This is a genomic window from Acinetobacter brisouisimilis (assembly GCF_000368265.1).
In the GTDB taxonomy this organism is placed as follows: Bacteria; Pseudomonadota; Gammaproteobacteria; order Pseudomonadales; family Moraxellaceae; genus Acinetobacter.
The window spans coordinates 87,104-110,878 of the sequence record NZ_KB851217.1 but is presented as its reverse complement, the minus strand read 5'-3'; the positions used below and the strand labels follow the sequence as shown (position 1 = coordinate 110,878).

Annotated in this window: 16 protein-coding genes; 5 read left to right on the top strand and 11 right to left on the bottom strand. The window is 41.2% G+C overall.

The window, feature by feature from the left end:
- Nucleotides 1–478 precede the first annotated feature (478 nt).
- On the top strand, nucleotides 479–1,888 hold the full coding sequence (locus F975_RS01280; protein WP_004749622.1) for a carbohydrate porin: 1,410 nt from the start codon (nucleotides 479–481) through the stop codon (nucleotides 1,886–1,888).
- A 637-nt stretch (nucleotides 1,889–2,525) separates the two neighbouring features.
- On the opposite strand, the gene F975_RS01275 is transcribed toward F975_RS01280, so the two are convergent.
- The 5 genes from F975_RS01275 to F975_RS01255 all read right to left on the bottom strand — a co-directional run bounded on the left by F975_RS01275 (nucleotide 2,526) and on the right by F975_RS01255 (nucleotide 10,115).
- Nucleotides 2,526–3,704, bottom strand: coding sequence for an acetyl-CoA C-acetyltransferase (locus F975_RS01275; RefSeq protein WP_004749621.1), 1,179 nt, complete (start codon nucleotides 3,702–3,704; stop codon nucleotides 2,526–2,528).
- A 102-nt stretch (nucleotides 3,705–3,806) separates the two neighbouring features.
- On the bottom strand, nucleotides 3,807–5,582 hold the full coding sequence (gene phaC, locus F975_RS01270) for a class I poly(R)-hydroxyalkanoic acid synthase (RefSeq protein WP_004749620.1): 1,776 nt from the start codon (nucleotides 5,580–5,582) through the stop codon (nucleotides 3,807–3,809).
- A 118-nt stretch (nucleotides 5,583–5,700) separates the two neighbouring features.
- Nucleotides 5,701–6,030, bottom strand: a complete 330-nt coding sequence (locus tag F975_RS01265) for a phasin family protein (protein ID WP_265596612.1) — start codon at nucleotides 6,028–6,030, stop codon at nucleotides 5,701–5,703.
- Between the two features lie 96 nt (nucleotides 6,031–6,126).
- Nucleotides 6,127–6,873: a beta-ketoacyl-ACP reductase gene (locus F975_RS01260; RefSeq protein ID WP_004749618.1), complete on the bottom strand. Its 747-nt coding sequence runs from the start codon at nucleotides 6,871–6,873 to the stop codon at nucleotides 6,127–6,129.
- Between the two features lie 542 nt (nucleotides 6,874–7,415).
- A complete protein-coding gene (locus F975_RS01255) occupies nucleotides 7,416–10,115 on the bottom strand; it encodes a bifunctional diguanylate cyclase/phosphodiesterase (RefSeq protein ID WP_004749614.1) in 2,700 nt (899 codons plus the stop codon).
- 874 nt (nucleotides 10,116–10,989) lie between these two features.
- Here F975_RS01255 and F975_RS01250 point away from each other — a divergent pair.
- Nucleotides 10,990–12,237 (top strand): glycosyltransferase 87 family protein, encoded by a 1,248-nt coding sequence (locus F975_RS01250; RefSeq protein WP_228127395.1) that lies wholly within the window; start codon nucleotides 10,990–10,992, stop codon nucleotides 12,235–12,237.
- A gap of 285 nt (nucleotides 12,238–12,522) precedes the next feature.
- Here F975_RS01250 and F975_RS01245 read toward each other — a convergent pair whose 3' ends face one another.
- From F975_RS01245 to F975_RS01220, 6 genes are all read right to left on the bottom strand, one after another.
- The gene (locus tag F975_RS01245) at nucleotides 12,523–13,722 is read right to left on the bottom strand and encodes an MFS transporter (protein WP_004749611.1); all 1,200 of its coding nucleotides are present in this window, start codon (nucleotides 13,720–13,722) and stop codon (nucleotides 12,523–12,525) included.
- A 208-nt stretch (nucleotides 13,723–13,930) separates the two neighbouring features.
- Nucleotides 13,931–14,737, bottom strand: a complete 807-nt coding sequence (locus F975_RS01240) for a thioesterase family protein (protein WP_004749610.1) — start codon at nucleotides 14,735–14,737, stop codon at nucleotides 13,931–13,933.
- Nucleotides 14,738–14,915: 178 nt separating this feature from the next.
- The gene (locus F975_RS01235) at nucleotides 14,916–16,226 is read right to left on the bottom strand and encodes a DcaP family trimeric outer membrane transporter (protein WP_004749609.1); all 1,311 of its coding nucleotides are present in this window, start codon (nucleotides 16,224–16,226) and stop codon (nucleotides 14,916–14,918) included.
- Between the two features lie 235 nt (nucleotides 16,227–16,461).
- Nucleotides 16,462–17,448 (bottom strand): biotin synthase BioB, encoded by a 987-nt coding sequence (gene bioB, locus F975_RS01230; RefSeq protein ID WP_004749608.1) that lies wholly within the window; start codon nucleotides 17,446–17,448, stop codon nucleotides 16,462–16,464.
- A 116-nt stretch (nucleotides 17,449–17,564) separates the two neighbouring features.
- Nucleotides 17,565–19,253 (bottom strand): AMP-binding protein, encoded by a 1,689-nt coding sequence (locus tag F975_RS01225; protein WP_004749607.1) that lies wholly within the window; start codon nucleotides 19,251–19,253, stop codon nucleotides 17,565–17,567.
- A gap of 108 nt (nucleotides 19,254–19,361) precedes the next feature.
- Nucleotides 19,362–19,991, bottom strand: a complete 630-nt coding sequence (locus tag F975_RS01220; RefSeq protein ID WP_004749606.1) for a TetR/AcrR family transcriptional regulator — start codon at nucleotides 19,989–19,991, stop codon at nucleotides 19,362–19,364.
- Between the two features lie 146 nt (nucleotides 19,992–20,137).
- Here F975_RS01220 and F975_RS01215 point away from each other — a divergent pair, with 146 nt between their 5' ends.
- Genes F975_RS01215 through F975_RS01205 form a run of 3 tightly spaced genes read left to right on the top strand, consistent with a single transcriptional unit; the run spans nucleotide 20,138 to nucleotide 23,759 of the window.
- Nucleotides 20,138–21,310, top strand: a complete 1,173-nt coding sequence (locus F975_RS01215; protein WP_004749604.1) for an isovaleryl-CoA dehydrogenase — start codon at nucleotides 20,138–20,140, stop codon at nucleotides 21,308–21,310.
- Nucleotides 21,311–21,352: 42 nt separating this feature from the next.
- Complete coding sequence (locus F975_RS01210; protein WP_004749603.1) at nucleotides 21,353–22,954, top strand: carboxyl transferase domain-containing protein; 1,602 nt, start codon at nucleotides 21,353–21,355, stop codon at nucleotides 22,952–22,954.
- Between the two features lie 10 nt (nucleotides 22,955–22,964).
- Nucleotides 22,965–23,759, top strand: coding sequence for an enoyl-CoA hydratase/isomerase family protein (locus F975_RS01205; protein WP_004749602.1), 795 nt, complete (start codon nucleotides 22,965–22,967; stop codon nucleotides 23,757–23,759).
- Nucleotides 23,760–23,775: the final 16 nt, after the last annotated feature.

The window sequence follows — 23,775 nt, the reverse complement described above, 5'->3', positions numbered from 1 at the left end:
TTCGAGTCGTGCATACTCGCTTTAGTGATTGGGCTAAAGCGAGTATGGCAGAGCATCTTTAAAGCGCTGTCACATGATATTGACAATGAATACATCATGCTGGGTTTAAAACAATTCAGTTTTTCCGACTGGATGAGTGTCATGATTTCGTAATTCGTTGACTGCTGCACTATGATCCAGAAAAGAGCCAGTTCTTACATCTTAAAGCCCAAGGATGCATCTTGGTTGTTATCAATCAGTAGATCGTCTTATTTAGTATTTTGATAACTCACTATATATTATGTTGGTTTTCAAAATGATACAGTTAATGATTGGTCAATTAGCATGTAGCAGCCAACTTAATTGAATATTATTGACGATCTGATGCACCAGCCAATATACATTACGTAGTTTACGACTATTTATACCAGTCAAAACCAAGTATCTGAATTGTAATAAATATTTAATAGAATGAAATGATTAGAAGTAAGGGGATAGTATGAGCCAAGTGAAAAACCAACTGTGCGTATTGTTAGTCTGTTTAAGTAGTACCGCCATTTGTCCATTGGCATATGCCGACACATCTCCAAGCAGTACAATACAATCAACAGATACCGCAACAAATAGCGAATCACATTTTCAATTTCCAATTGAAGCCTCTATCAGCCCTTTTGTCGTTGGTCTACAAAGTACTTATATCTTTCAGCATAAAGATGCGTTTAATGCAGCTTATACAGGACCAAACAGTCTGTTACCAACACCTGAACGCAGCTATACCTTTACAGCAACTGCCTTGTTAGGCGCACGCTTGTGGCAAGGTGGTGAATTTTATATCACTCCAGAATTGTATCAGGCACATGGATTATCAGGCTTGACTGGGTTGGCTGGTCCCGTCAATGGTGAGCAGCAGAAAGGTGGCAGTTCACATAGTTTAAATCACTACATTCCCCGTACTTTCTTGAAGCAGACATGGGACTTGAGTGGTGACACTGTTAAGCTTGCTCCCAGCTTGACGCAATTTGCGGACACTGTCACGTCAAAGCGGTTGGTCGTTACGGTAGGAACAATGGCAATCACCGATATTTTTGATACCAGTCCAACAATAGGCGATCCCCGTAATAATTTTATGAACTGGTCATTTCTGACCTACGGTGCATATGACTATGCTGCAGACACGAAAGGCTATACTTCAGGAATTGCTGTTGAATATTACAATAATGACTGGGCAGTGCGTTATGGCCGATTTTTAATGCCGAAGCAATCGAATGGTTTTATCTTGGATGATCATATTCAAAATAGTTTTGGGGAACAGGTTGAATTTGAGCATGATCATAAGCTTGGTGATTTATCGGGTCTGGTTAAAGTCTTGATATATCGTAACGTTGCCAACTTTGGAAACTATCGCACTGCTGTCGATCAAGCTGCAGTGGAAGGCGTAACTCCTAGCATCACGGCATCACAGTCTAAGCATACAAAAGATGGTGTTGGCATTCATATCGAGCAGTATGTGACACCCGATATTTCTTTGTTTACCCGTTTATCAACGAACAACGGCAAATATGAACAATGGGCATTTACCGAAATTGATCAGCAAGCACAATTTGGGCTCACAGGTAATGGGAAACTGTGGGGACGAAACAATGATAGTTATGGTATTGCTTATGCCATAAATGGTTTGTCCAATTCACATAAAGATTACTTAAAAGCTGGTGGCTTAGGTGCTTTTCTTGGTGATGGCACACTACGCTATCATACAGAAGACATCTTTGAAGCCTATTATAATATTGCTTTAAATAACTCTTTACAGTTAACCCTTGACTACCAAAACATCGCTAATCCTGGGTATAACGCAAATCGTCATGGTCCAGTAAATGTGTTTGGCATGCGGGTACATGCTGCATTTTTCTAACGCCCATATTGAGCACAGTAAAATCAAATATTAGCCTAAGTTAGCGATAATATATTCGATTGATTATTAAGTTTAATTACAAGACTGAACCTAGTCGTCGTTTGGTCTTGAATATTCCAACTAGCCTCCCCTTTAAGCCTGACTTTCTTTCCATTCCAAAATGAACCGTACTCAGATTATCGGAGACCAATTTTCCTCAGAATGTGTAAATAAGAAATCAAAATATATTTTAGAAATTAAAGAACTAACTTTTCGCTTACTTCTTGAATATGAGAAAGATTATTTTTCATCTTGGGCTACCCCATCAAACACTTTGATCTTGGTATATAGACAATATATTGCACAAAATTTAGGTTAACAAAAACCAACTGCTGCACAACTCTTGTCAGATCAGTAACGTCTTAAACAACTGGAACGTAAAATAAAGAATGACTATAGGCGAATGAATTTTCCTAAAGCTTCAGCTTTTAATTTACCTAAATCACTTTTATCTATGTTCTGAAATATTTCATCCGTATTACTTATTATTTTATAGATAGTCGGATTTTTTCTATTTATTTTCTTATGCAAAACCTAGCTTCATATTTGGATGAGTATCCAGTGAAGTGATTCACTGGATACAATCAACAAGACGCGATTAAACAGATTCTACCGCCAAGGCAACACCCATACCCCCGCCGATACATAAAGTTGCTAACCCTTTTTTGGCATCACGACGTTGCATTTCATGCAATAAGGTGACCAGAATACGGCAACCTGAAGCACCAATCGGATGACCCAATGCAATCGCACCACCATTGACATTGACTTTATCCATGTTCAAACCGAGTTCTTTTGCTACACCCAATGCCTGCGCTGCAAAAGCTTCATTTGCTTCAATTAAATCAACTTCATCCAGACTCCAGCCAGCACGAGTCAAGGTTTTCTTCACCGCTTCAACTGGGCCTAGACCCATAATTTCTGGTGCAACACCCGACATGGCATAGGCTTTAATACGCGCCAGTGGCTGTAAGCCCAACTCTGCTGCCTTTTCTGCACTCATCACCAATACTGCTGCTGCACCGTCATTAATACCCGATGCATTACCTGCAGTCACGCTGCCATCTTTTTTAAATGCAGGTCGCAACTTAGCCAGACTTTCAGCATTGGTGTCAGCTTTAATATATTCATCACGATCAAAAACCAAAGGTTCGCCTTTGCGCTGTGGTACATAAACTGGTGCGATTTCCGCAGAAAACTTACCTTCAGCCTGAGCTTTAGCCGCTCGTTGTTGTGAAGTTAAAGCTAATGCATCTTGCTCTTCACGGTTAAGCCCGAGTTTTTCTACAATATTTTCTGCAGTAATGCCCATGTGATACTGGTTATAAACATCGGTCAAACCATCGTAAACCATGCTATCTACGAGCTGGGCATTGCCCATTTTCTGGCCATTACGCATTTGAATAAAATGCACACTTTGTGACATCGACTCTTGTCCACCCGCAACAACAATCTCAGCTTCACCTGAAACAATTGCCTGAGCCGCTAAATGAACAGCACGTAGCCCTGAACCACAGACCACATTTAAGGTTGACGCTGGTACCGTAATCGGAATTCCTGCTGCAATTGCTGCTTGACGTGCAGGGTTTTGCCCCACGCCTGCCGTCAAGACATTGCCCATAATCACCTGATCGACCTGTTCTGGCTTAACCGCTGCGGCATCTAAAACTGCACGAATGGCAACCTGACCAAGTTGAGGCGCACTGACACTGGCGATTCCACCAAGAAAACTACCCACTGCTGTACGCTTTGCTGCAACAATTACGACTTCTTTCATTGTGTTTCCTAGAATTTTAAATGTTTTTATTAAATAAAAATCAAATGGTGAATTGCATTTTTCTGTGAAAATGCAACCCACATCAATGACAAATTTGAATGCTTAAAACAGGTTAACCTGCACATAACGACCTGGAGCTGCTTCTTTTACAGGGTAGATTTCTGTGCCTAGAACACGTGCTGGCACTTGCTCTCCTGCATACGGTGCGACCCATTCCTGCCAGCGTAACCACCAGGATTCCGAATGGAACTGTGCACCATCTAACCACTCTTTGCTGTTGGTATAAGGTGCAGCATTGGTATAACAGCCGTATTTGTTACGGTTTGGCGGATTGATAATCCCTGCTACATGACCTGACTCACCCAGTACCAATGTTGATTCACCACCTAGGAAAGTTGCACCCTTAAAGCAGGCATCCGAAAGCGCAATATGGTCTTCTTGTGCTGCAATAAAGAAGTTTGGTGTTTTGACTCGCGACAAATTTAAACTAACGCCATTAACTTTAATTTTGTTTGGCTGAATCAAATCATTGTTCAAATATAGGGTACGCACAAGGAAACTATGGACTTTGGCTGGAATATTGGTGCTATCACTGTTCCAGTACAAAATATCAAAATCCGAAGGATCTTTACCTTTCAGATAATTTTCAATGTAATAGTTCCAATACAAGGTATTTTCACGCAACAAGCTAAAAGTCACAGCCAACTGACGACCATCAAAATAACCCGTTTGTTCATTTAACGCTTCAATACTTGAAACCACGTGTTCATTAATGAATACACCTAAACTGCCTGGGTTATCGAAATCTAGCAATGTCGCTAGATAAGTTGCACTTTTGACATGATTTTTCAAACGCTTACCGACATAATAGGCCTGTGTGGCAGCCAATAAAGTTCCGCCGATACAGTAGCCAATTGCGTTTGCTTCTTTTTCACCCGTTATTTCTTCGATAACCCGTAAGGCTTCGACAGCTCCAGAAACAACAAGATCATCAAAGGAGATATTTCTTTGCTCGAATTTAGGGTTACACCACGACATCATAAATACTGTATGCCCTTGGTGACGTAACCAGTTCACAAATGAATTCTGTTCACGCAGATCAAGCACATAATATTTATTAATGAATGGTGGAATGATCAGAATTGGCGTTTGATGAACTGTTTCGGTCACAGCTTCATATTGCAGTAACTGAAATAATTCATTTTCAAATACCACAGCACCTGGTGTGTATGCTAAGTCCTTACCCAAACTGAACGAGTCATTATTGGTCATGCGTACAGACAAATACTTTCCACTGTTCATTAGGTCATCATAAAACGTTTCCATACCTCGAACCAAGTTTTCACCTTGTTCGTTAATCGTTTGCTGAATCACTTCGGGATTGGTCCACAGGAAATTACCTGGTGCAAAAGCATTAATCATCTGACGGGTAAAAAAATGAATGCGGTAGCGAACTTTATCAGGAATACCATCCACGACATCCAGCATGTCCTGAACTAATTTGCTGAAATGCAAATAAGACTGGGTTAACAAGTCATAATTTGGTTCATCTTGCCACAATGGACTGGTAAACCGACGGTCACCACTTTCAGGTTTCACAAAGGGTTCCACCTGACTCCCCATTACGCCACGTAGCATGACATTTTGGTAAATCTGCATCTGGCCTTGCCACCATTTGCATTGCATTTCCATCAACCGCGTCGGATTCTTGGCCAAAGCTTCAAAGAACACAGTCATGTCTTCATTATTGACCTTTGCCAGTGCCTCATTTAATGGGTTTTTACCGTAATAAAATTCTTGTACTTTTTCCCACATATTTTCATGTACATTAAAAAAATTCTGTACATTCTGATTAAACTGAAGAATATTTTGCTGCATTTCACCTCTCCATTTGGTTAATGACCTTACCTTTGCATCAGCGACACTATGAAAAACGGGGAAGTGACTGGCACTTCCCCGCGTGTTGAGCTTGATATGTCATGGTCTGAGATTGGTGTTATTTAGTGTTTGGCATAGATTCGCTAACCAACTTGTCGAATTCAGATTTGAATTCAGCAGTTAGGCTAGCCAGTTTTTTGCCATCTTCAATCATTTGCTGGCTCAGCTTGGTCATGGTTTCCATTTGTTTGGTACAACAGCCGACCATGCTTTGCATGTCTTTAACTTCACTGTTTGCAAACACTTGTGACAAAGTAATGTCTGCATATTGACGCGCAGCATCTAATTGTAAATTGGTTAAATCAGCAAAGTTTTTAGCAACCAGACTGTTAAATTTTGCATAAGGTTCAAACATGTTTTTATATTGACTATTCATGTTTGCAAACATTTCGCCATATAGCATGAGCATTTTCTCCGTAGAATTATGATTTAGGATTATTACATTATTAAAAAAACATCGAATGAGTCATCAAGATGACACACATTATTGCATATACAACCCACCGTTCACGGATAGTGTTTCACCCGTAATATAAGCACCATTATCGCTTACAAGATATAAAACTGCTGCCGCAATTTCTTCTGGTCGAGCCAAACGTTGCAATGGAATCTGATCTTCAATACTCTTGACGACTTCTTCACGCATTGCGGTGACCATCGGCGTTGCGGTATAACCTGGAGCGACTACATTAACACAGATATTAGAACGTGCGCCTTCTTGTGCTAACGCTTTGGAAAAACCGATAATTCCAGCTTTTGTCGCTGAATAGTTTGCCTGACCAAACTGACCTTTCAAACCATTCACCGAACTGATATTCACAATACGGCCATTTTTTTGTTCTAGCATTTTTAGGAATACTGGCTGTGTCACTGTGAATAAAGTTTTTAAATTGGTATCAATGACTTGTGTCCACTGTTCGAAGGTCATTTTTTTGAAAGTGGCATCGCGGGTGATACCTGCATTATTGACCAGTACATCCACACGACCTTCTGCCTCAATTGCTTCGTTAATCGCTACCGTTGCTTCTTCATGCTTGGTCAGGTCAGTCAAAACGAAACGTACATCACTTTCATTAAAACCTTCATTAATTAACCATTGCTTTTCACGGTTTTCCTCACGTGGAACAACCGTAGCAATAATTTTGTAACCTGCAGCAACTAACTGGCGACAAATTTCACTACCAATCCCACCCAAAGCGCCAGTAACAAGTGCAACCTTTTTTTCAGACATACATTTTACCTTTAAAATCATTTATTTAAGTATTTAAAAAATAGATATTTATTTATTTTTTGTCGGTGTATAAATTAACCTTTAAGTTATTACGTCAGTATTACAATCACTACTTATTTTTATCGAAAAATGTAACTATTTTCTACCAGCACCTCTCAATCAAAACTTCTGCAGTATCTTAAATGAACTTAATTACTCTTTTCCTCATAACGATTGATGGATTATGATTTGCATTGTCAATGGGTCACAACTCTCGCAGTTCAACCATTTTTGGCCCTTGCGATTGTCGCCATTCAGGCATTAGTACCAGACAATATTCTTTTACTTTTAGAGATAATATGATCTCTGCAGATTGCCAGATTCAGGCGCTAAAGATTGATATTTTGCACAAACTGCAATCACAGGAGGATCTTGAGCTATTGAAAGATATGCTATTCAAAAAGATGGAAATACAATCAACCTAATGAATATAAAAAATATTTTTATGTTAACCAATCTAGATTCGGCGACAACTGTCGTGTTAACAATAGATACTCAACTATTTAATCCTGAGTCCGATGAAACAATAAATATTGCTCAAGCTCATGAATTGGCATCGGTTTAGCAAACAAATAACCTTGGTAATCATAACAACCATATTTTTCTAATACATCACGTTGAGCTTCAGTTTCTACACCTTCAGCCAGCACAGAAATTCCAAAAGTTTTTGTCAAGACAATGATAATTTTGGCAATTTCAGCATCGTTGGAATTGACCACAATATCACGTACAAAACTTTGATCAATTTTTAATTGATCAATTGGAATTCGTTTTAGATAGGCAAGAGAAGAATAGCCTGTACCAAAATCATCCAGAGAGAACATTACCCCGTAATGCTTAAGAACCATCATTTTTGCAATAACATCTTCTATACCCAGCACTAAGGCGCTTTCGGTGAGTTCCAGTTTAAGTAAATGTGCTGGAGCCTGTGTGCGTTCCAGAATTTCGATCACATCTTGGACAAATTCATCACGAGCAAACTGGCTAGCGCTTACATTCACGGCTATGCTGAGTTTGGCTGTTTTTGGATGTTTAGCCCATTGACTTAATTGCTGACACGCTGTTTCTAGCACCCACTTGCCCAGTGAAATAATAAAGCCATTTTCTTCTGCAATGGGAATAAACAGGGCAGGTGAAATGATTCCTTTGGTTGGATGTTGCCAACGTAATAAGGCTTCTACGCCAGTCATCTGTTGCCCACGATTCACTTGTGGCTGGTAATACAGCACAAGCTGATTTTTTTCGAGTGCCTGACGCAACCCAGCATCAATTTCGGCGCGTTCCTGAACCTGAGATTGAATCAGCGGATCAAAGAAACGATAAGTATTTCGACCATAGTTTTTTGCTTCCGACATTGCTATGTCTGCACGTTTAAGTGGATCCTGAACATTTTCATGCGCCTGCATCCCAAAGAGGCTAATCCCGATACTGGCAGAACTGCGATATTCTGAGTTTTCAAAAAAATATGGCTGAGCAAGTACCTGTAAAATACGTTTTGCGACCATTTCCGCTTGCTGGATGGCTTCTGATTCAGATGCACTTGTCTGATCAAGCAGTACCGCAAATTCATCGCTCCCAAGGCGGGCAATCATATGATTTGCGCCAACACACTCTAACAGGCGAGCTGCCACTTCTTGTAATAAGTGATCCCCTGTTTCATGACCTTTAGTGTCGTTTAAGGCTTTAAAATTATCCAGATCAATACACAGCAATATGCCAAGCCGCTTTTTCATTTCTGCATCTTGTATGCTCTGTTCAAGATGTTCTAAAAACAGGCGGCGATTTGGCAACTTGGTCAGAGAATCATAAAATGCCAGCAGGCGTACTTTTTCTTCTGACGCTTTATAAGCAGAAATATCGGTAATCGATGCGACATAATGGGTTGTTTGACCTTTTTCATCACGGACACTGGCAATCAGGATGTACTGTGCATACATATCTCCATTTTTACGTTTATTCCAGATTTCACCCTGCCAAGATCCTGTACTACGGATATGATCCCACATGGTGTCATAGAATTTTTTGTCATGCGTGCCAGATTGTAAGATTCGAGGGGTTTGTCCAATCAATTCTTGCTGACTATAACCTGTAATTTCTGTAAGAGCCCGATTGCTACGCAAAATTTTTAGGTTTGGATCAGTGATCAGCATCCCAACTTGGGAGTCAAATGCAGCCGCTGCAATACGCTGATTTTCTTCTGCTTTTTTACGTTCGGTAATATCGCGTGCAGAGCAGAAAAATACCTCGTAGTCATCAATATGTACCCGTACTAAACTGACTTCTACGGGATAGGCTTCACCTTGAGCATTATAGTAAAAAGTTTCAAAGCGGACACCTTCAGGCGTGCGAATACCATTTTTAATAAGGTCTTGAATCTCGGCTTTATTATAACAGGCATCCCAATAGGATGGCGTCTGACCAATCACTTCTTCTGGCGTATGACCGATCATTCGAAAGAATGACTCACTCGCTTCAGTGAGCCTTCCTTGTGCATCCAGAACATGAATACCATCATGTGCATTGCGCAATAATATCTGACTACGACGATTGGCAAAAAAACTCGCCTGAATTTGACGCCAAAGTAACCCAGCTGCAATCGTCGTCACCGAGAGGAAGATAAATTCTAACAACACGGCTTTGATCACGTCGTTATACCATTGCGCCAGATAATCTTGTTCAGCGAGGGCAACTACGACAAAAACAGGCATACCACTTAACTTACGAAAGGTACCAATACGCGGAACTTTATCTGTGGTACGTCGCGTATAAATGGTGCCAGACTGTATGCCAGAGTGAACCAGCCGAGATAGTTCCGGTGGACCACCAACAAATCCCACCTGACCATTCACGGTTTGGAGCAGCGGATTGCGTGCGATAATGCGCATATCCAGATCTTGAACCAGCACTACACCTTTAGAGCCTACATTCAGTTTCGTAATCAGATTATTAAAGTAGCTGGCTGGCAATGCGGCAGTAATAACTCCAGCAAACGTCCCATCAGGCTGGTTGTAACGTCGTACAAATAGATGAATCCAACCTTGACCATTAGGGTCTCTTATCAGTTTTGTGACAAACAGCTGATCCTCATTTTGCTGTTGGGCATCTTTAAAAAAACTATAATTTGCATAATTCAGTCTACGACTAATATCACTATGACCAAACTGGACTTGACCTTTTTCATCTGTGATATTAATTCTCGCCACATAACTGATCCAGTCTTGTTGTCTTTGAATTAAGTTATTAATTTCATTATTATTTATATATTTTTTATCACGTAATTCTTTTTTCTACATAAGCCTGTAGCGTATACAAAGATAGATCGATTTCTCTTGAGCTGACACTAATACTTTTTTCAAGTAATAAGGTTAAATTTTCTACATTAGTCCTAACTTCAGCTTCTTTGCGTTCACGTGAAGTGTGCAAAGTATAAGCCAATAAAGTGATTATGAAAATATTCATGATCACTACAGTGAGAACAATAAAGACAAAAATAGATTTGTTTTTTTGCAGCATATGCTCTCTGTGAGTTAGTTAGAATTCTATTTACGCTGTAATAGTGAACAGCACCCCAAAAATTAATCTTTTGGATCAAAGGTCAGCTTTAAAATCATGCAAAATTTAAAAAAATATACATGACAATGTCATTATACATTAATAAATAATGTAATGAATTTCCAATAATTAAGCTAGTCTTGTTTGAGCAGATATGAATATGCTTTATAAGGCTTTTAGGATCGAAAAAATCTACACTTCCTGCGGATAAAATTTGGATAATTTTTAAACGTTTTTTTGTACAACTCGCTGTATAGAAATTTAAGAATTTTATGGCTAGGGTAAAACTCAATTCACATACTAGTCGTTATGCGGAATAAGAAGAAGCCTAGGGACAGCCTAAGTCACTAAGCAAAAGAGCTGGTTGTGATCTACAAACCAACAATATATCACCCGTAAAAGCTATCAGAGGAGAATCAATAAAATTTGCGTAAAACTATACGAAGTATTAATTAATCCTTAATTTTCATATTGGATTATACCGGAGCAAATTATTTTCTAACCTACCAACTGATGCATGGACTAATGGCAAAATTTCGAACTTATTATTATGTGCTGATTACATTAATTATTTTAATCTTTGCATATTCAACAGTTTACAGAGTAGCTTGGAATGATATCCAGCGCACAGATTTTACCGTGTATACAGAAGCCGGCAAGGCGATTCTATATCAACTGGACCTTTATCATGTGCAAAATATTCGTGGCTGGCGCTATGTTTATTTGCCTCCTTTTGCTATTTGGATGGTGCCATTTAGTTTAATGCCTTTGGCTTTAGGTGCTTTTATTTGGTATGTTCTGGAAATTCTAGCGATCTACTTTAGCCTTGTCTTTTCCATCCGCATGCTCGGCATTGAAACTAAAGAAAATACCCGATTTTTGTATTTTGCCTTACCTTTATTATCCTTATGTGTCTTGCTATTGTCTGGCATTATGCGTTGTCAGGCATCTGAATTTGTTATTTTCTTTTCTATTGCAACTTTTTATTATAGCCAAAGAAATCAGGTCGTTTTATCAGCAATATCATTAGCTTTTGCCACATTGATTAAAGTTTTTCCTGCCAGTTTAATCCTGTATTTTATATTTAAGAAAAAATGGAATTATGCTTTTGCCTTTGGAGTTGCATTACTTGTTCTGGGGCTGTTATTGCCTTCTTTACAAATTGGTTTTCATACTACAATAACCGATTATATGAACTGGTTCCATGTGGTTGGCTCAAAGGCTGTTGAATCAAATGTAGACCGACAGTCAAATACTGATCTCTATCAACAGTTGCTTGATACGACCAAGTCACGAAATCAATCATTTGAAGCCCTGTTCTTGACCTTATCTGTTCCAGCAGCGTGGGTTAATTATTTCGTTGCAAGCATTGCTTTATTTTCTTTAATCTCTATGTATCGTTTTTCCATGCGTATACAAAGCCAGTTAGATCAAATACGTTTGATTAGTGCTTTTCTGATTTGGTCATTACTGATTACACCTATTGCAGAAAGCCATTATTTTGGTGTGCTTATTTTGCCGTTATTGACGCTGTCCTATATGATCTTGACGAGTCAATTGCCTGTAGTACAACAGCGCAAACTGATTACATGGGGTGTACTTATTTGCGTTGGCTGCATGATTCTGATTAGTTTTCCTGTTACGGAGAAATTACGACCACTATGCTGGTTATCCATGGCGATGTGGTATGTATTGATCTATGGTTTTAAAAATCCCGATCTCATCGCTGAGACGAGTTACAGCCAAGATCGTCTTTATGAAAATGAAGTATAGTTTTTAATTTTTCTATAACTCACAGAATACATTTACACAAATTTATTTTATATAAATCAATATTTTTAAATATCACTTAAAGCCTCATCCCTGATGAGGCTTTTTTATTTTATTATCAGGTTGCACACTGATGATTTGATCAATGTTTCACGCTTTATTCTATACACGGTGTTGTTGTTCATATTTTCATCTAAAAATTAATTTGTTTTTTAGATTCCATCCAATTTCGTCATGCTTTTTATCAGACATAGGAAATTTGCTTAAGCAGAATACCTTCAAATCAAGCTATGATTTCAGTATTTTCAGGATTGGCTGCCAGGCCAATCCTATGAGTGCGACGATACAAAAAGTTGCGCCTGCGTAGAATGTAAACGCTGCTCCGAGTCGATCCCATAACAGCCCAGCCAGTACACTCGCGAGTAGCATAGCCAACCCACTGACAAGATTGAAAAACCCATATGCTGTGCCGCGCAAGTCGGCGGGTGCAGTATCCGCAACCATTGTCGCCAGCAAACCCTGAGTCATCCCCATGTGGACACCCCAGAGGGCGACACCAGTCAGCATAACACTCCAGTGAGTATTGATTGCCAATACCAGATCGGCTGAGATTAATACAATCAATCCAAGTGCCAGCAGTACCTTATGGTTCATACGATCAGACAATTTTCCAAACGGATAAGCAGACAAAGCATAGACCAGATTCATCGCGACCATGACCAGTGGTATGAAGGCAACTGGTACACCGCTTTGCTGCGCACGCAAAACCAAAAAGGCCTCGCTAAAGCGAGCCAGCGTGAACACTGCCCCAATACTCACCACCCACCAATATGAACCACTTAGGCGTTTTAGGTTTTCCCGCTGAATGGGATTGGTGCGTTTAGGCGCCTCTTGGTGTTCTGGCTCTCGTATACCAAATAACAGCAATGCGACCGCCATCAGCCCTGGAATTACCGCGACCCAAAACACCGCACGGAAATCATTGGCCCACAGCAACATCAAGGCGGCTGCTAGTAAAGGCCCCAGAAATGCACCTACAGTATCAAGAGCCTGACGCAAACCGAACGCCGCGCCACGTATTTGTGCTGGTACAATGTCGGCGATTAAGGCATCGCGCGGAGCACCGCGAATGCCCTTTCCAGCACGATCTAATAGCCGAGCGGTCAACACAAGCCCAATCGTGGATGCTACAGCAAACAGCGGTTTAGTGAGTGCGCCTAGCGTGTAACCAATCACAGCCAAGCCTTTACGCTTGCCGATATAGTCACTGATGACGCCCGAAAATATTTTAATGATAAGTGCGGTAGCCTCGGCCAAGCCTTCGATCAGGCCAATCGCGAGTGCACTGGCTCCTAGTACCGTGAGCATGAATACGGGCAGGAGGCTATGAATCATTTCAGATGAAATATCCATCAGCATGCTGACAAAACCGAGTACCCACACGCCTGATGGTATTTGTTGCCTAGTGCTTTTTTGAGGTATTGTCATCGTCAAATTCATCCTGCGGCATCAATAGTCCATCACCGAATGCCGACACACAGGTTAATCTACAATAAAAACGACAGGTTAACAGCCCAAAGATTGTTTATTTATTAATCTACACCTAAGTGGGGCGAATTAATTTATTATTTTTACTTAGACTTAAAAAATACGGCACTGTTTGATTGTATCGAATCATACCCAAAAAAATGAATGCCTAAGCATTCATTTTTCGCAAAGTTAAAATCTGCTCGCTGCGACCAAAAGGGCCATGTACATCATGCAAGATACTACTGGTCAGGCCAATGCCATCATGACCGTATTGCTGTACGACTTCCAAGCCTAGCCATTGACCTTGTGGCCAGTGGTACAAATGAATTTGCAAGTCCAAATTAGGAAATGCCCACTTTGCTTCAGATGTCTGATCCCGAGGTACGACACCATTGGCAGTATCAACCATCCCCATAAGACGGACAAAATCGGTTGTATTGCACCCTTCAACCATATGCGTATCATTATGCAACCAGACAATGCCCTTACCTGACCGGCGTCGTTCGTCGGCACGTGCTTCCAGAGTTTGAATAAAGCCACCCGGCCAGGACTGCATGCCAGTCCATACCGGTAATTTTTCTGGATGCGCGACCTTGTCATCTTCCAATCCGGAAATCTCACTGGAATCCTGCGTCATCATGCGCCAGACGCGCGCCACAATACAGGTTTTACCTTGGGCCTGCATGGTTGATTCAATCAGTTCAATAGTTTTTCCCGGGCGCAGCAGCCGGGTTTGTATAGAAAACTCGCCAAAAGCAATCAACCCCCAAATATCCAGACTAATTCGACCAATGCGCATATCGGTTCTGGGCATAAACTGTTCAAGTTCAGTACACATAATCCCCGTGGCCGGTGCCATGTGCTGTTCATGGGCATTCCATGCGCCCTGACTATGAAGGGTAGAACGATAATGTGCAGTCGTTATGCCTTGTTCATCTTGTTCACGGCCAAGTAACTGGTAATAGGCTGGCATAAATATCCTTATTTTATTGATCGATTTTCATATAGTTCTACAAGGTCGTGCAGATCAAAAATTTACCTGTGACCTTGCATTTTGACTGTTATACGATAATTTGTGGCTTGGTCATTCTTTTTGGGAATCGAACAAGCCAGCAAATTAAATAATTTTGAATATAGCAATGCTGATTCAATTAAAAATCATAAATAATGGTCGCATTGATTCGGTTATCTAGACCATCTTTATTGTCAAACGTCTGGCGTTGCCCATACATATATTCAATGCCAATATTGACTGGTTTAACAGGGTTATAAAAAGCATTAATCCAGCCTTCAATTAATTGTTTATTCTGACTATGGTCATCGTGGACTAATCTTGCAAATGAATTATTGGTATTTGCACGCATGTAACCAAGACCGATGCTTGATCTGATTTTTGGCGTAAACTGCTGGGTCAAACCAACGGTGACAGCATCAAATTCATTTGGTTTTATATCTCCATTTTTATCAAATACATAAGCATAGTTCGTCCATAATAGGTTTTTAGTATCACCAAAAATATGATTGTAGTCAGCACGAAGTAATGTCGTTGGTGTTAACTGAATTTTCCCACCTAAACCAACACCCCATGCAATAAATTCATCATGATTTCCATACGTAGTTGCTTTTTGAGTGACAAAAGCTCGCCCAGAAACTACAGAACCATTATCAAATTTATAATTTAGTCGTCCTGTCAATGAAGGAAGTTTTAGTTTTGCATTAGGGTCAGTTTGAAAATTTTGTGTTCCTGTGGTGGTGACTGTTTCAGGTTTAGGATCTTCCAAGCTGACTGCAAAATTCATGTGTGGATTAATCGCATTGGAATATTTGAGCTGCGCTATACGTGTTAAAGAACCACCTACTGACAATGCAGCATCTACAGTTTCAGGAAAATATTCTACGGCATTAAAGTTAGACCATGTCTGACCGATTAACCAGTGATCATAAGTGATATAGGCATGACGTATGCGAAATGTATCTCGAGTACTGCCTCCCAAGAAGTCCATTTCTATCTTGCCACCTATATCGTGCCCCAAGCTTGTCGGTGCTTTAAAATTAAAACCCAAACGGGTGGCATTCAGCGAACTTTGAAATTTATCGGCATTGTTTGTTTCTGCAGCGGTATGTTCTAAAGGTACTGTGCTGATGTTATTAAACATTGCGCTAGGGCCTTTGACCTGATACGTGGCATCCGCACGAATATTGCCATAAAGTTCGAATTCAGCACCGCCCTTGGTCGTCAGATGCGTGAGATTTAAAGGAGATGCAGAAGTCGCTTTTTTTACTTTGGCTAATTCTTCTTGATCTGCTTCTTTTTGTTTTTGCATCATAACTTTCAATTCTTGAATTTCTTGCTCAAGTTTGGCAATTTGTTCTTCCGTTACCGCAGCATAAGTTGGAGAAACAAATATTAATGTTGCAAAACTCAATGCGCTTTTGAACAGAAAATTAGTCGATCCTTTCATATAAAACTCCATTTTAAGAATAAGCTCCGTTGCTTATTGTTTTGATTTATTGATATTCCATGCATAAATATGTGCTAAATCAGTGATGATTGGTTTTCTTTAAAAACAAACAACCCTATGATTTATCTAATTTATTTTTAAGTTGATGCGAATATCTAAAAATTAATTCATTGCAGAATATCTATTCAATACAATCAGTTATAAGATAAATTTTATGAAAATTAGCATGTGGAACCTAAGCCATTGCATCAATACCGAGCTGAGCAATGGTTGGTCGAGTTTTTTCCACCTGCAATCCTAATTTTTTAAATAACTGCTGATCTTGTCCTGCACCTGCATTTGGTGTAGTCAGCAGTTTTTCCCCAGAAAACAGCGAATTGGCACCTGCCATAAAAGCCAAAGCCTGATCCGAATCGCTTAATGATTCACGTCCTGCAGAGAGACGGATGTAACTGTTTGGCATGAGAATACGTGCCACGGCAATGGTGCGTATCCATTCTGTCACATCGAGTCGCTCTAGCTCTGCCAAGGGAGTACCTGCTATTGGAACCAGCATGTTGATCGGGACAGATTCGGGATGAATGGGCAAAGTCGAGAGTTCATGCAACAAACCGATACGATCCTGCTGGTTTTCCCCTAGCCCAACAATGCCGCCACTACAAACTTTCAGACCTGCCTGACGTACATGATCAAGAGTATTTAAACGGTCATCAAAACTGCGGGTGCTAATGATATGAGAATAATATTCACGAGAGGTATCTAGATTATGGTTGTAGTAATCCAGTCCAGCATCTTTGAGGCGTTCTGCCTGCGACGCATTCAACATGCCCAGAGTCATACAGGTTTCCAGTCCTAGGGCTTTGACCTCTTTTACCATTTCAAGTACATATGGCATGTCACGTTCATGTGGATTTCGCCAGGCTGCCCCCATACAGAAACGTGAAGAACCAGAAGCTTTGGCGATCTGCGCTTCCTGAACGACTTTTTCTACCGCAATACGCTTCTCAGCTTCCAGTTGAGAATCATAATGGGCAGATTGTGAACAGTACTTGCAGTCTTCCGGGCATTTCCCAGTTTTGATCGACAGTAAAGTGCTCACCTGTATCTGGTTAGGCTGAAAATATGCACGATGCACTTGTTGCGCCTGAAAAAGCAGATCCAGAAAGGGTTGTTCATATAAGTGCTGGATTTCTTCACGTGTCCAGTCATTCCTTGGTTGCATACTTTTTCCCTGAATATTGATAACTTATTATTAAAATTGGCAATTCCCCCTTTATTCCGTAGCATGTACTACAGAAATAAAGGGATTAGATTGACTCAAAAGAGCTAAAGGATGAATTAAGCCACTTCTTCCAGATTTAATTCCTTACGCATCAATTCACGTAATTTAAATTTTTGTGTCTTACCAGAAGTGGTCATTGGAAACTCGGTGAAAAACCGTACATAACGCGGCACCTTGTTATGCGAGATATGTTCTGCACAATAACGACGAATGCATTCTTCCGTTGTGGTGTGATGACCATGTAAAATAATGCAGGCGCATAGTTCTTCACCATATTTGGCATCTGGTACACCAATCACCTGTACGTCAGAGACATCCGGATGAGTATAGAGGAAATCTTCAATTTCTTTCGGGAACAGGTTTTCACCGCCACGAATCACAATATCCTTGATACGGCCTTTGATTTTGACAAAACCCTGATCATCCATTTCGGCAATATCACCCGTATGCATCCATTTGGCAACATCAACGACTTCTTTGGTTTTATCTTCATCTTCCCAGTAACCGAGCATCACGGAATAACCTCGTACACAAAGCTCACCGAGTGAACCGCGCGGAACCACTTTGCCCTGCTCATCCACAATCTTGATTTCCAGATGTGGATGCACACGCCCTACCGTACCGACTCGACATTCAATTGAATCATCAATATGCGTCTGGGCACTGACCGGCGCTGTTTCTGTCATGCCGTAGCAGATGGTGATTTCCGACATATGCATGCGTTCTATCACGCGCTGCATGATTTCACGCGGGCATGGGCTTCCTGCCATAATACCGGTACGCAAGCTGGACAGATCGAAATCTTCAAAGCTGTCCTGTTCTAGCATGGCAATAAACATGGTTGGCACACCATAGGCTGCCGTGCACTTTTCCTTCTGAATCGTTTTGAGGGTGTCAATCGGGTTAAATACAGCCGCCGGATACACCATAGTCGAACCATGTGTTAGGCAGGCCAAGTTACCCATCACCATGCCAAAACAATGGAATAATGGCACAGAAATGCACACACGATCTTGCGGAGTAAGATGAATCGCTTCACCGACAAAATAACCATTATTTAAAATGTTATTGTGGGTCAGCATGGTGCCTTTGGGGTTGCCTGTCGTGCCGGAAGTAAACTGGATGTTGATCGTTTCATCAAATTGCAGTTCATTGGAAATGCTGACCAGCTCATCGAGCTGCTTCTGACTTGGGGTAACCAGTAGGTCGTCAAAACGGTGGATACCCGGATGTTCTTGCTGATCAATTTTAATGACATGTTTGAGATAAGGTAGACACTCTGAGAATAGGACTTTATTGACAGCGTGCGGTAATTCAGGAGCAATATGGGTAAGAATAGCCTGATAATTCGTGGTTTTAAATTGCGAACCAATAACCAGTCCTTTGCAAGAGACCTTATTCAATACATATTCCAACTCATTACTTTTATAAGCTGGATTGAGATTGACTAAGATAATGCCCGCTTTAAAAGCTGCAAACTGTGTAATCGTCCATTCCACACAATTTGGCGACCAAATCGCCAAACGGTCCCCTTTCATGAGTCCTAATTTGAGCAAACTACAAGCAAAGGCGTTCACCTGTGCTTGTAATTCCTGATAAGTTAAACGCTTATTCTGATACACACTAATCACTGCATCATTATGGGCATATTGCTGGCAAGCTTGATCAAACTTCTCACCAATTGTCATGCCCAATAATGGCTGACTACTCGCACCATAGGCGTAACTTAACTTTGACTGTGTCATTGAATCCATCTCCTTGATTCTTTGTAATTCTGATTTTTACTGCACACTTTAATTTTGTTGTTGTGACTATTTCCAAACTGTCATCTATTTCTTTTTGTGATGATTAAATTAAATTTCCTCCTTTACGCTGACTGCATTGACACAAAAATCGGCGATCTGTTTGACAAAATAATCACGGTAAGACTGATCAAACATTACATTCCGAGATGGATTTAAAGGTTCAATTACCACAAAAGTCATGGTTCCCACGACACATAAAGCTGCTGTATTCAAATCTTCAAATCCAAACTCACCGGTCACTTTCCCTTCGGCAAGAATCTCTTTCATGCTCTGCTTAATAAATTGTTTACTGCGAAACCGCTCATGTTCAATCGCAGGATCAGCCGGTTCGAACATGAGCGAATACGCCAGTTGAGGGCTATTCAATGCTCGTTTTACAAATGCCGTTACTGCCTTGTGCAGTTTATCTTTCGGTGTAAGCGGACCCGCTGCAATGACATCTAAAATCTGTACCTCTTGCTTAATCGCTTCCGATAACACTTCAACGAGGATCTGCCCTTTATTTTCAAAGTAACGGTAGACCAACCCACTGGAAACACCGGCACGTTCGGCAATCGCGTGGATCTGTGCATCTTTCAATCCCCCCTGTGCAATCAATTCGCGAGCGGATTGCAAAATCGCTTTACGATTTTGTTCCATTCGGTCTTGCATCAATGAAGATCTCTTATAACCACTCATAGGCTTATTCTCAACCAGATAAAATGAATTGTAAATCATTTTGTGAATATTGATTCACTTTTTAAAAAAAAGATTGTATTGTAAAAATCAAGCACAGCAAAAATGCTTATGGAACAACAAATATAACCTCCAGGATGAATGAAGAAATGAATCTTAAAAGCTTAAATTTTGGTCTCGATGAAACGTTAATCGCACTTCGTGATTCAGTTTCCGCTTTCTGCGCAAAGGAAATTGCACCCATCGCCCGCCAAGTTGACCATGACAACCACTTCCCTGCCCATCTCTGGAAAAAGTTTGGCGATATGGGCCTACTCGGCATGACCGTAGGTGAAGAATATGGCGGCACCAATCTGGGATATTTGGCCCATATTATTGTAATGCAAGAGATTTCTCGTGCATCAGCAGCAATTGGCTTATCTTACGGTGCACATTCTAACCTATGTGTGAATCAAATTAATCGAAATGGTAATGAAGAACAAAAACAGCGTTTCCTACCAAAACTGGTTTCTGGTGAATATGTTGGCGCTTTAGCCATGTCTGAACCGAATGCGGGTTCGGATGTCGTCAGCATGAAACTACGTGCAGAACAAAAAGGCGATAAATTTATCCTGAACGGTTCAAAAATGTGGATCACCAATGGCGGTGATGCAGACGTCTTGGTGGTATATGCCAAAACCGACATCAATGCGGGTTCGAAAGGTATTACAGCTTTCCTGATTGAAAAAGATATGCTGGGCTTTAGTCATGGTTCACATCTCGACAAACTCGGGATGCGTGGCTCGAACACCTATCCGCTGTTCTTCGATAATGTTGAAGTCCCAATGGAAAATGTTCTTGGTGGCATCGGCAATGGCGTCAAAGTCCTGATGAGCGGTCTGGATTATGAACGTGCCGTATTAAGTGCTGGTCCACTCGGCATTATGGATGCATGTATGGATGAAGTCATTCCTTACATTCACGACCGCAAACAGTTTGGACAAGCCCTTGGTGAATTCCAGTTGATGCAAGGCAAGATTGCCGACATGTACTCAACTTGGCTAGCGTGTAAAGCATTAGTTTATGCAGTGGGTGCAGCCTGTGATCAGTTGGATCATGACCGTGGTCTACGTAAAGATGCCGCCAGTGCTATTTTATATGCAGCAGAAAAAGCTACATGGATGGCTGGTGAAGCAATCCAGACCTTGGGCGGTAATGGTTATATCAATGAATACAATACTGGACGTCTATGGCGTGATGCCAAACTCTATGAAATTGGTGCGGGAACTTCTGAAATTCGTCGTATGTTGATTGGCCGTGAAATTTTTAATGAAACGGCATAACTCGAATCAACCCGAAAAATAAAATAGCAAGGAAGTTTCTCTATGAATCAATTAAAAAGCAAAATAAATATTCGAAGTGAAGACTTTAAAATTAACCAGCAAGCCATGCAAACACTGGTAGATGATCTTAAAAATGTGACACAGCACATTGCTCTGGGTGGAGGCGAAATCGCCCGTGAAAAACATCTGGCACGCGGCAAATTATTACCACGAGAGCGAATTGATCACTTGATCGATCCAGGAACAGCTTTTCTCGAAATTGGTCAATTAGCTGCCTATAAAGTCTATCAGGATGATATTCCCGCAGCAGGTGTAATCGCAGGTGTCGGACTCATACATGGTGTGACTTGTATGATCGTAGCCAACGACGCTACGGTCAAAGGCGGAACCTACTATCCGCTCACAGTAAAAAAACATTTACGTGCACAAGAAATTGCCGAACAGAACCATCTACCCTGTATTTATCTAGTCGATTCGGGTGGTGCTTACCTTCCACTTCAGGATGAAGTGTTTCCGGATCGCGATCACTTTGGTCGTATTTTCTACAATCAAGCCCGTATGTCGAGCCAAGGCATCGCTCAGATCGCTGTCGTGATGGGGAGCTGTACTGCTGGTGGCGCTTATGTTCCGGCCATGTCAGATGAAACCATTATTGTACGTAATCAAGGTACGATTTTCCTCGGCGGCCCGCCTTTGGTAAAAGCGGCAACAGGTGAAGTCGTCAGCAGCGAAGATTTAGGGGGTGGGGATGTGCATACGCGATTGTCTGGTGTAGCAGACTATTTGGCAGAAAATGATCGGCATGCCATTGCACTTGCCCGTAATGTAGTAGCCAATCTCAATAAAAAACCTCAAAAAATAGACGAAAATATTGAAGCACCTTTATTTGATGCCAAAGAGCTCTATGGTGTGATACCTAGTGATGCACGTAAACCGTTTGATGTTCGTGAAGTCATTGCACGAATTGTTGATGGTTCACGTTTTGATGAGTTTAAAGCTCGTTTCGGCTCGACCCTAGTGACTGGCTTTGCCTCACTGTACGGTATGCCAGTTGGGATTATTGCTAACAACGGAATTTTATTTGCAGAATCGGCACAAAAAGGCGCACATTTTATTGAGCTATGTACCCAGCGGAATATTCCGCTGTTATTCATTCAGAATATCACTGGTTTTATGGTGGGACGCCAGTACGAAAATGAAGGTATTGCCAAGCATGGTGCCAAACTGGTGATGGCGGTCGCTAATGCGAATGTGCCTAAGCTCACTCTAATTATTGGCGGTTCTTTTGGTGCAGGTAACTATGGAATGTGTGGTCGTGCGTATTCACCACGTTTCTTATGGACTTGGCCAAACTCACGTATTTCTGTGATGGGCGGGGAACAAGCCGCGAGCGTACTTTCAACATTAAAACGCGATCAAATTGAACAGCGCGGTGAAACTTGGTCAGCAGAACAAGAAGATCAGTTTAAACAACCGTTCCGTGATCAATTTGAGAAGCAAGGCCATCCTTATTATGCCTCTGCCCGCCTGTGGGATGATGGTGTAATTGACCCGATACAAACCCGTCATGTGCTCGGTTTAAGTCTGGCTGCAGCCTTGAATGCACCCATCCATCCAACTAAATTCGGCGTGTTCCGCATGTAAGAGGTGTCACATGAGCTATCAATTTTTACAACTTGAACACCGTGACCAAGTGGCTTATATCTGGTTGAATCGCCCAGAATTGCATAATGCGTTTAACACTCAGGTGATTGAAGAATTACATCACTGTTTTACCCAGCTCAATGAGCGTGATGATGTGCGTGTGGTCATTCTGGCGGGACGTGGTAAAAGTTTCTCTGCGGGAGCTGATTTAAACTGGATGAAACATGCCGGACAAGCATCTCAGGCAGAAAATGAAGCAGATGCCTTGAAACTGGCAACGATGTTACATAGTTTGGCCACTTTAAAACAGCCAACCATTGCCCGAGTGCACGGAATAGCCTTTGGTGGAGGTATGGGTCTAGCATCAGCCTGTGATATTTGTATCGCCAGCACAGATGCTAAATTTGCAACTTCTGAGGTGCGTTTAGGTTTAGCACCTTCGACCATCAGCCCATATGTAATTCGCGCCATTGGCGTTCGTCAGGCATCACGTTACTTCCTGACCGCAGAACGCATTTCAGCAGAGCAAGCGCTCAATATTGGTTTGGCACATGAAATCACAACAGCAGATGAACTAGATCACAAAGTTGATGAAATCGTACAAGCTTTGCTATTGGGTGGTCCAGAGGCCCAAGCCGCATCGAAACAGCTGATTCAACTGGTCGATCAAAAAGAATTAACGCAGCAACTTCTTTTACAGACTGCACAACATATTGCTCATGTTCGCCAAGGATCTGAGGCGAAAGAGGGTTTAAATGCCTTTTTGAATAAGCAAAGCCCGACGTGGATTACTCCATCAGCATAAAAATAAGGAATAAGGA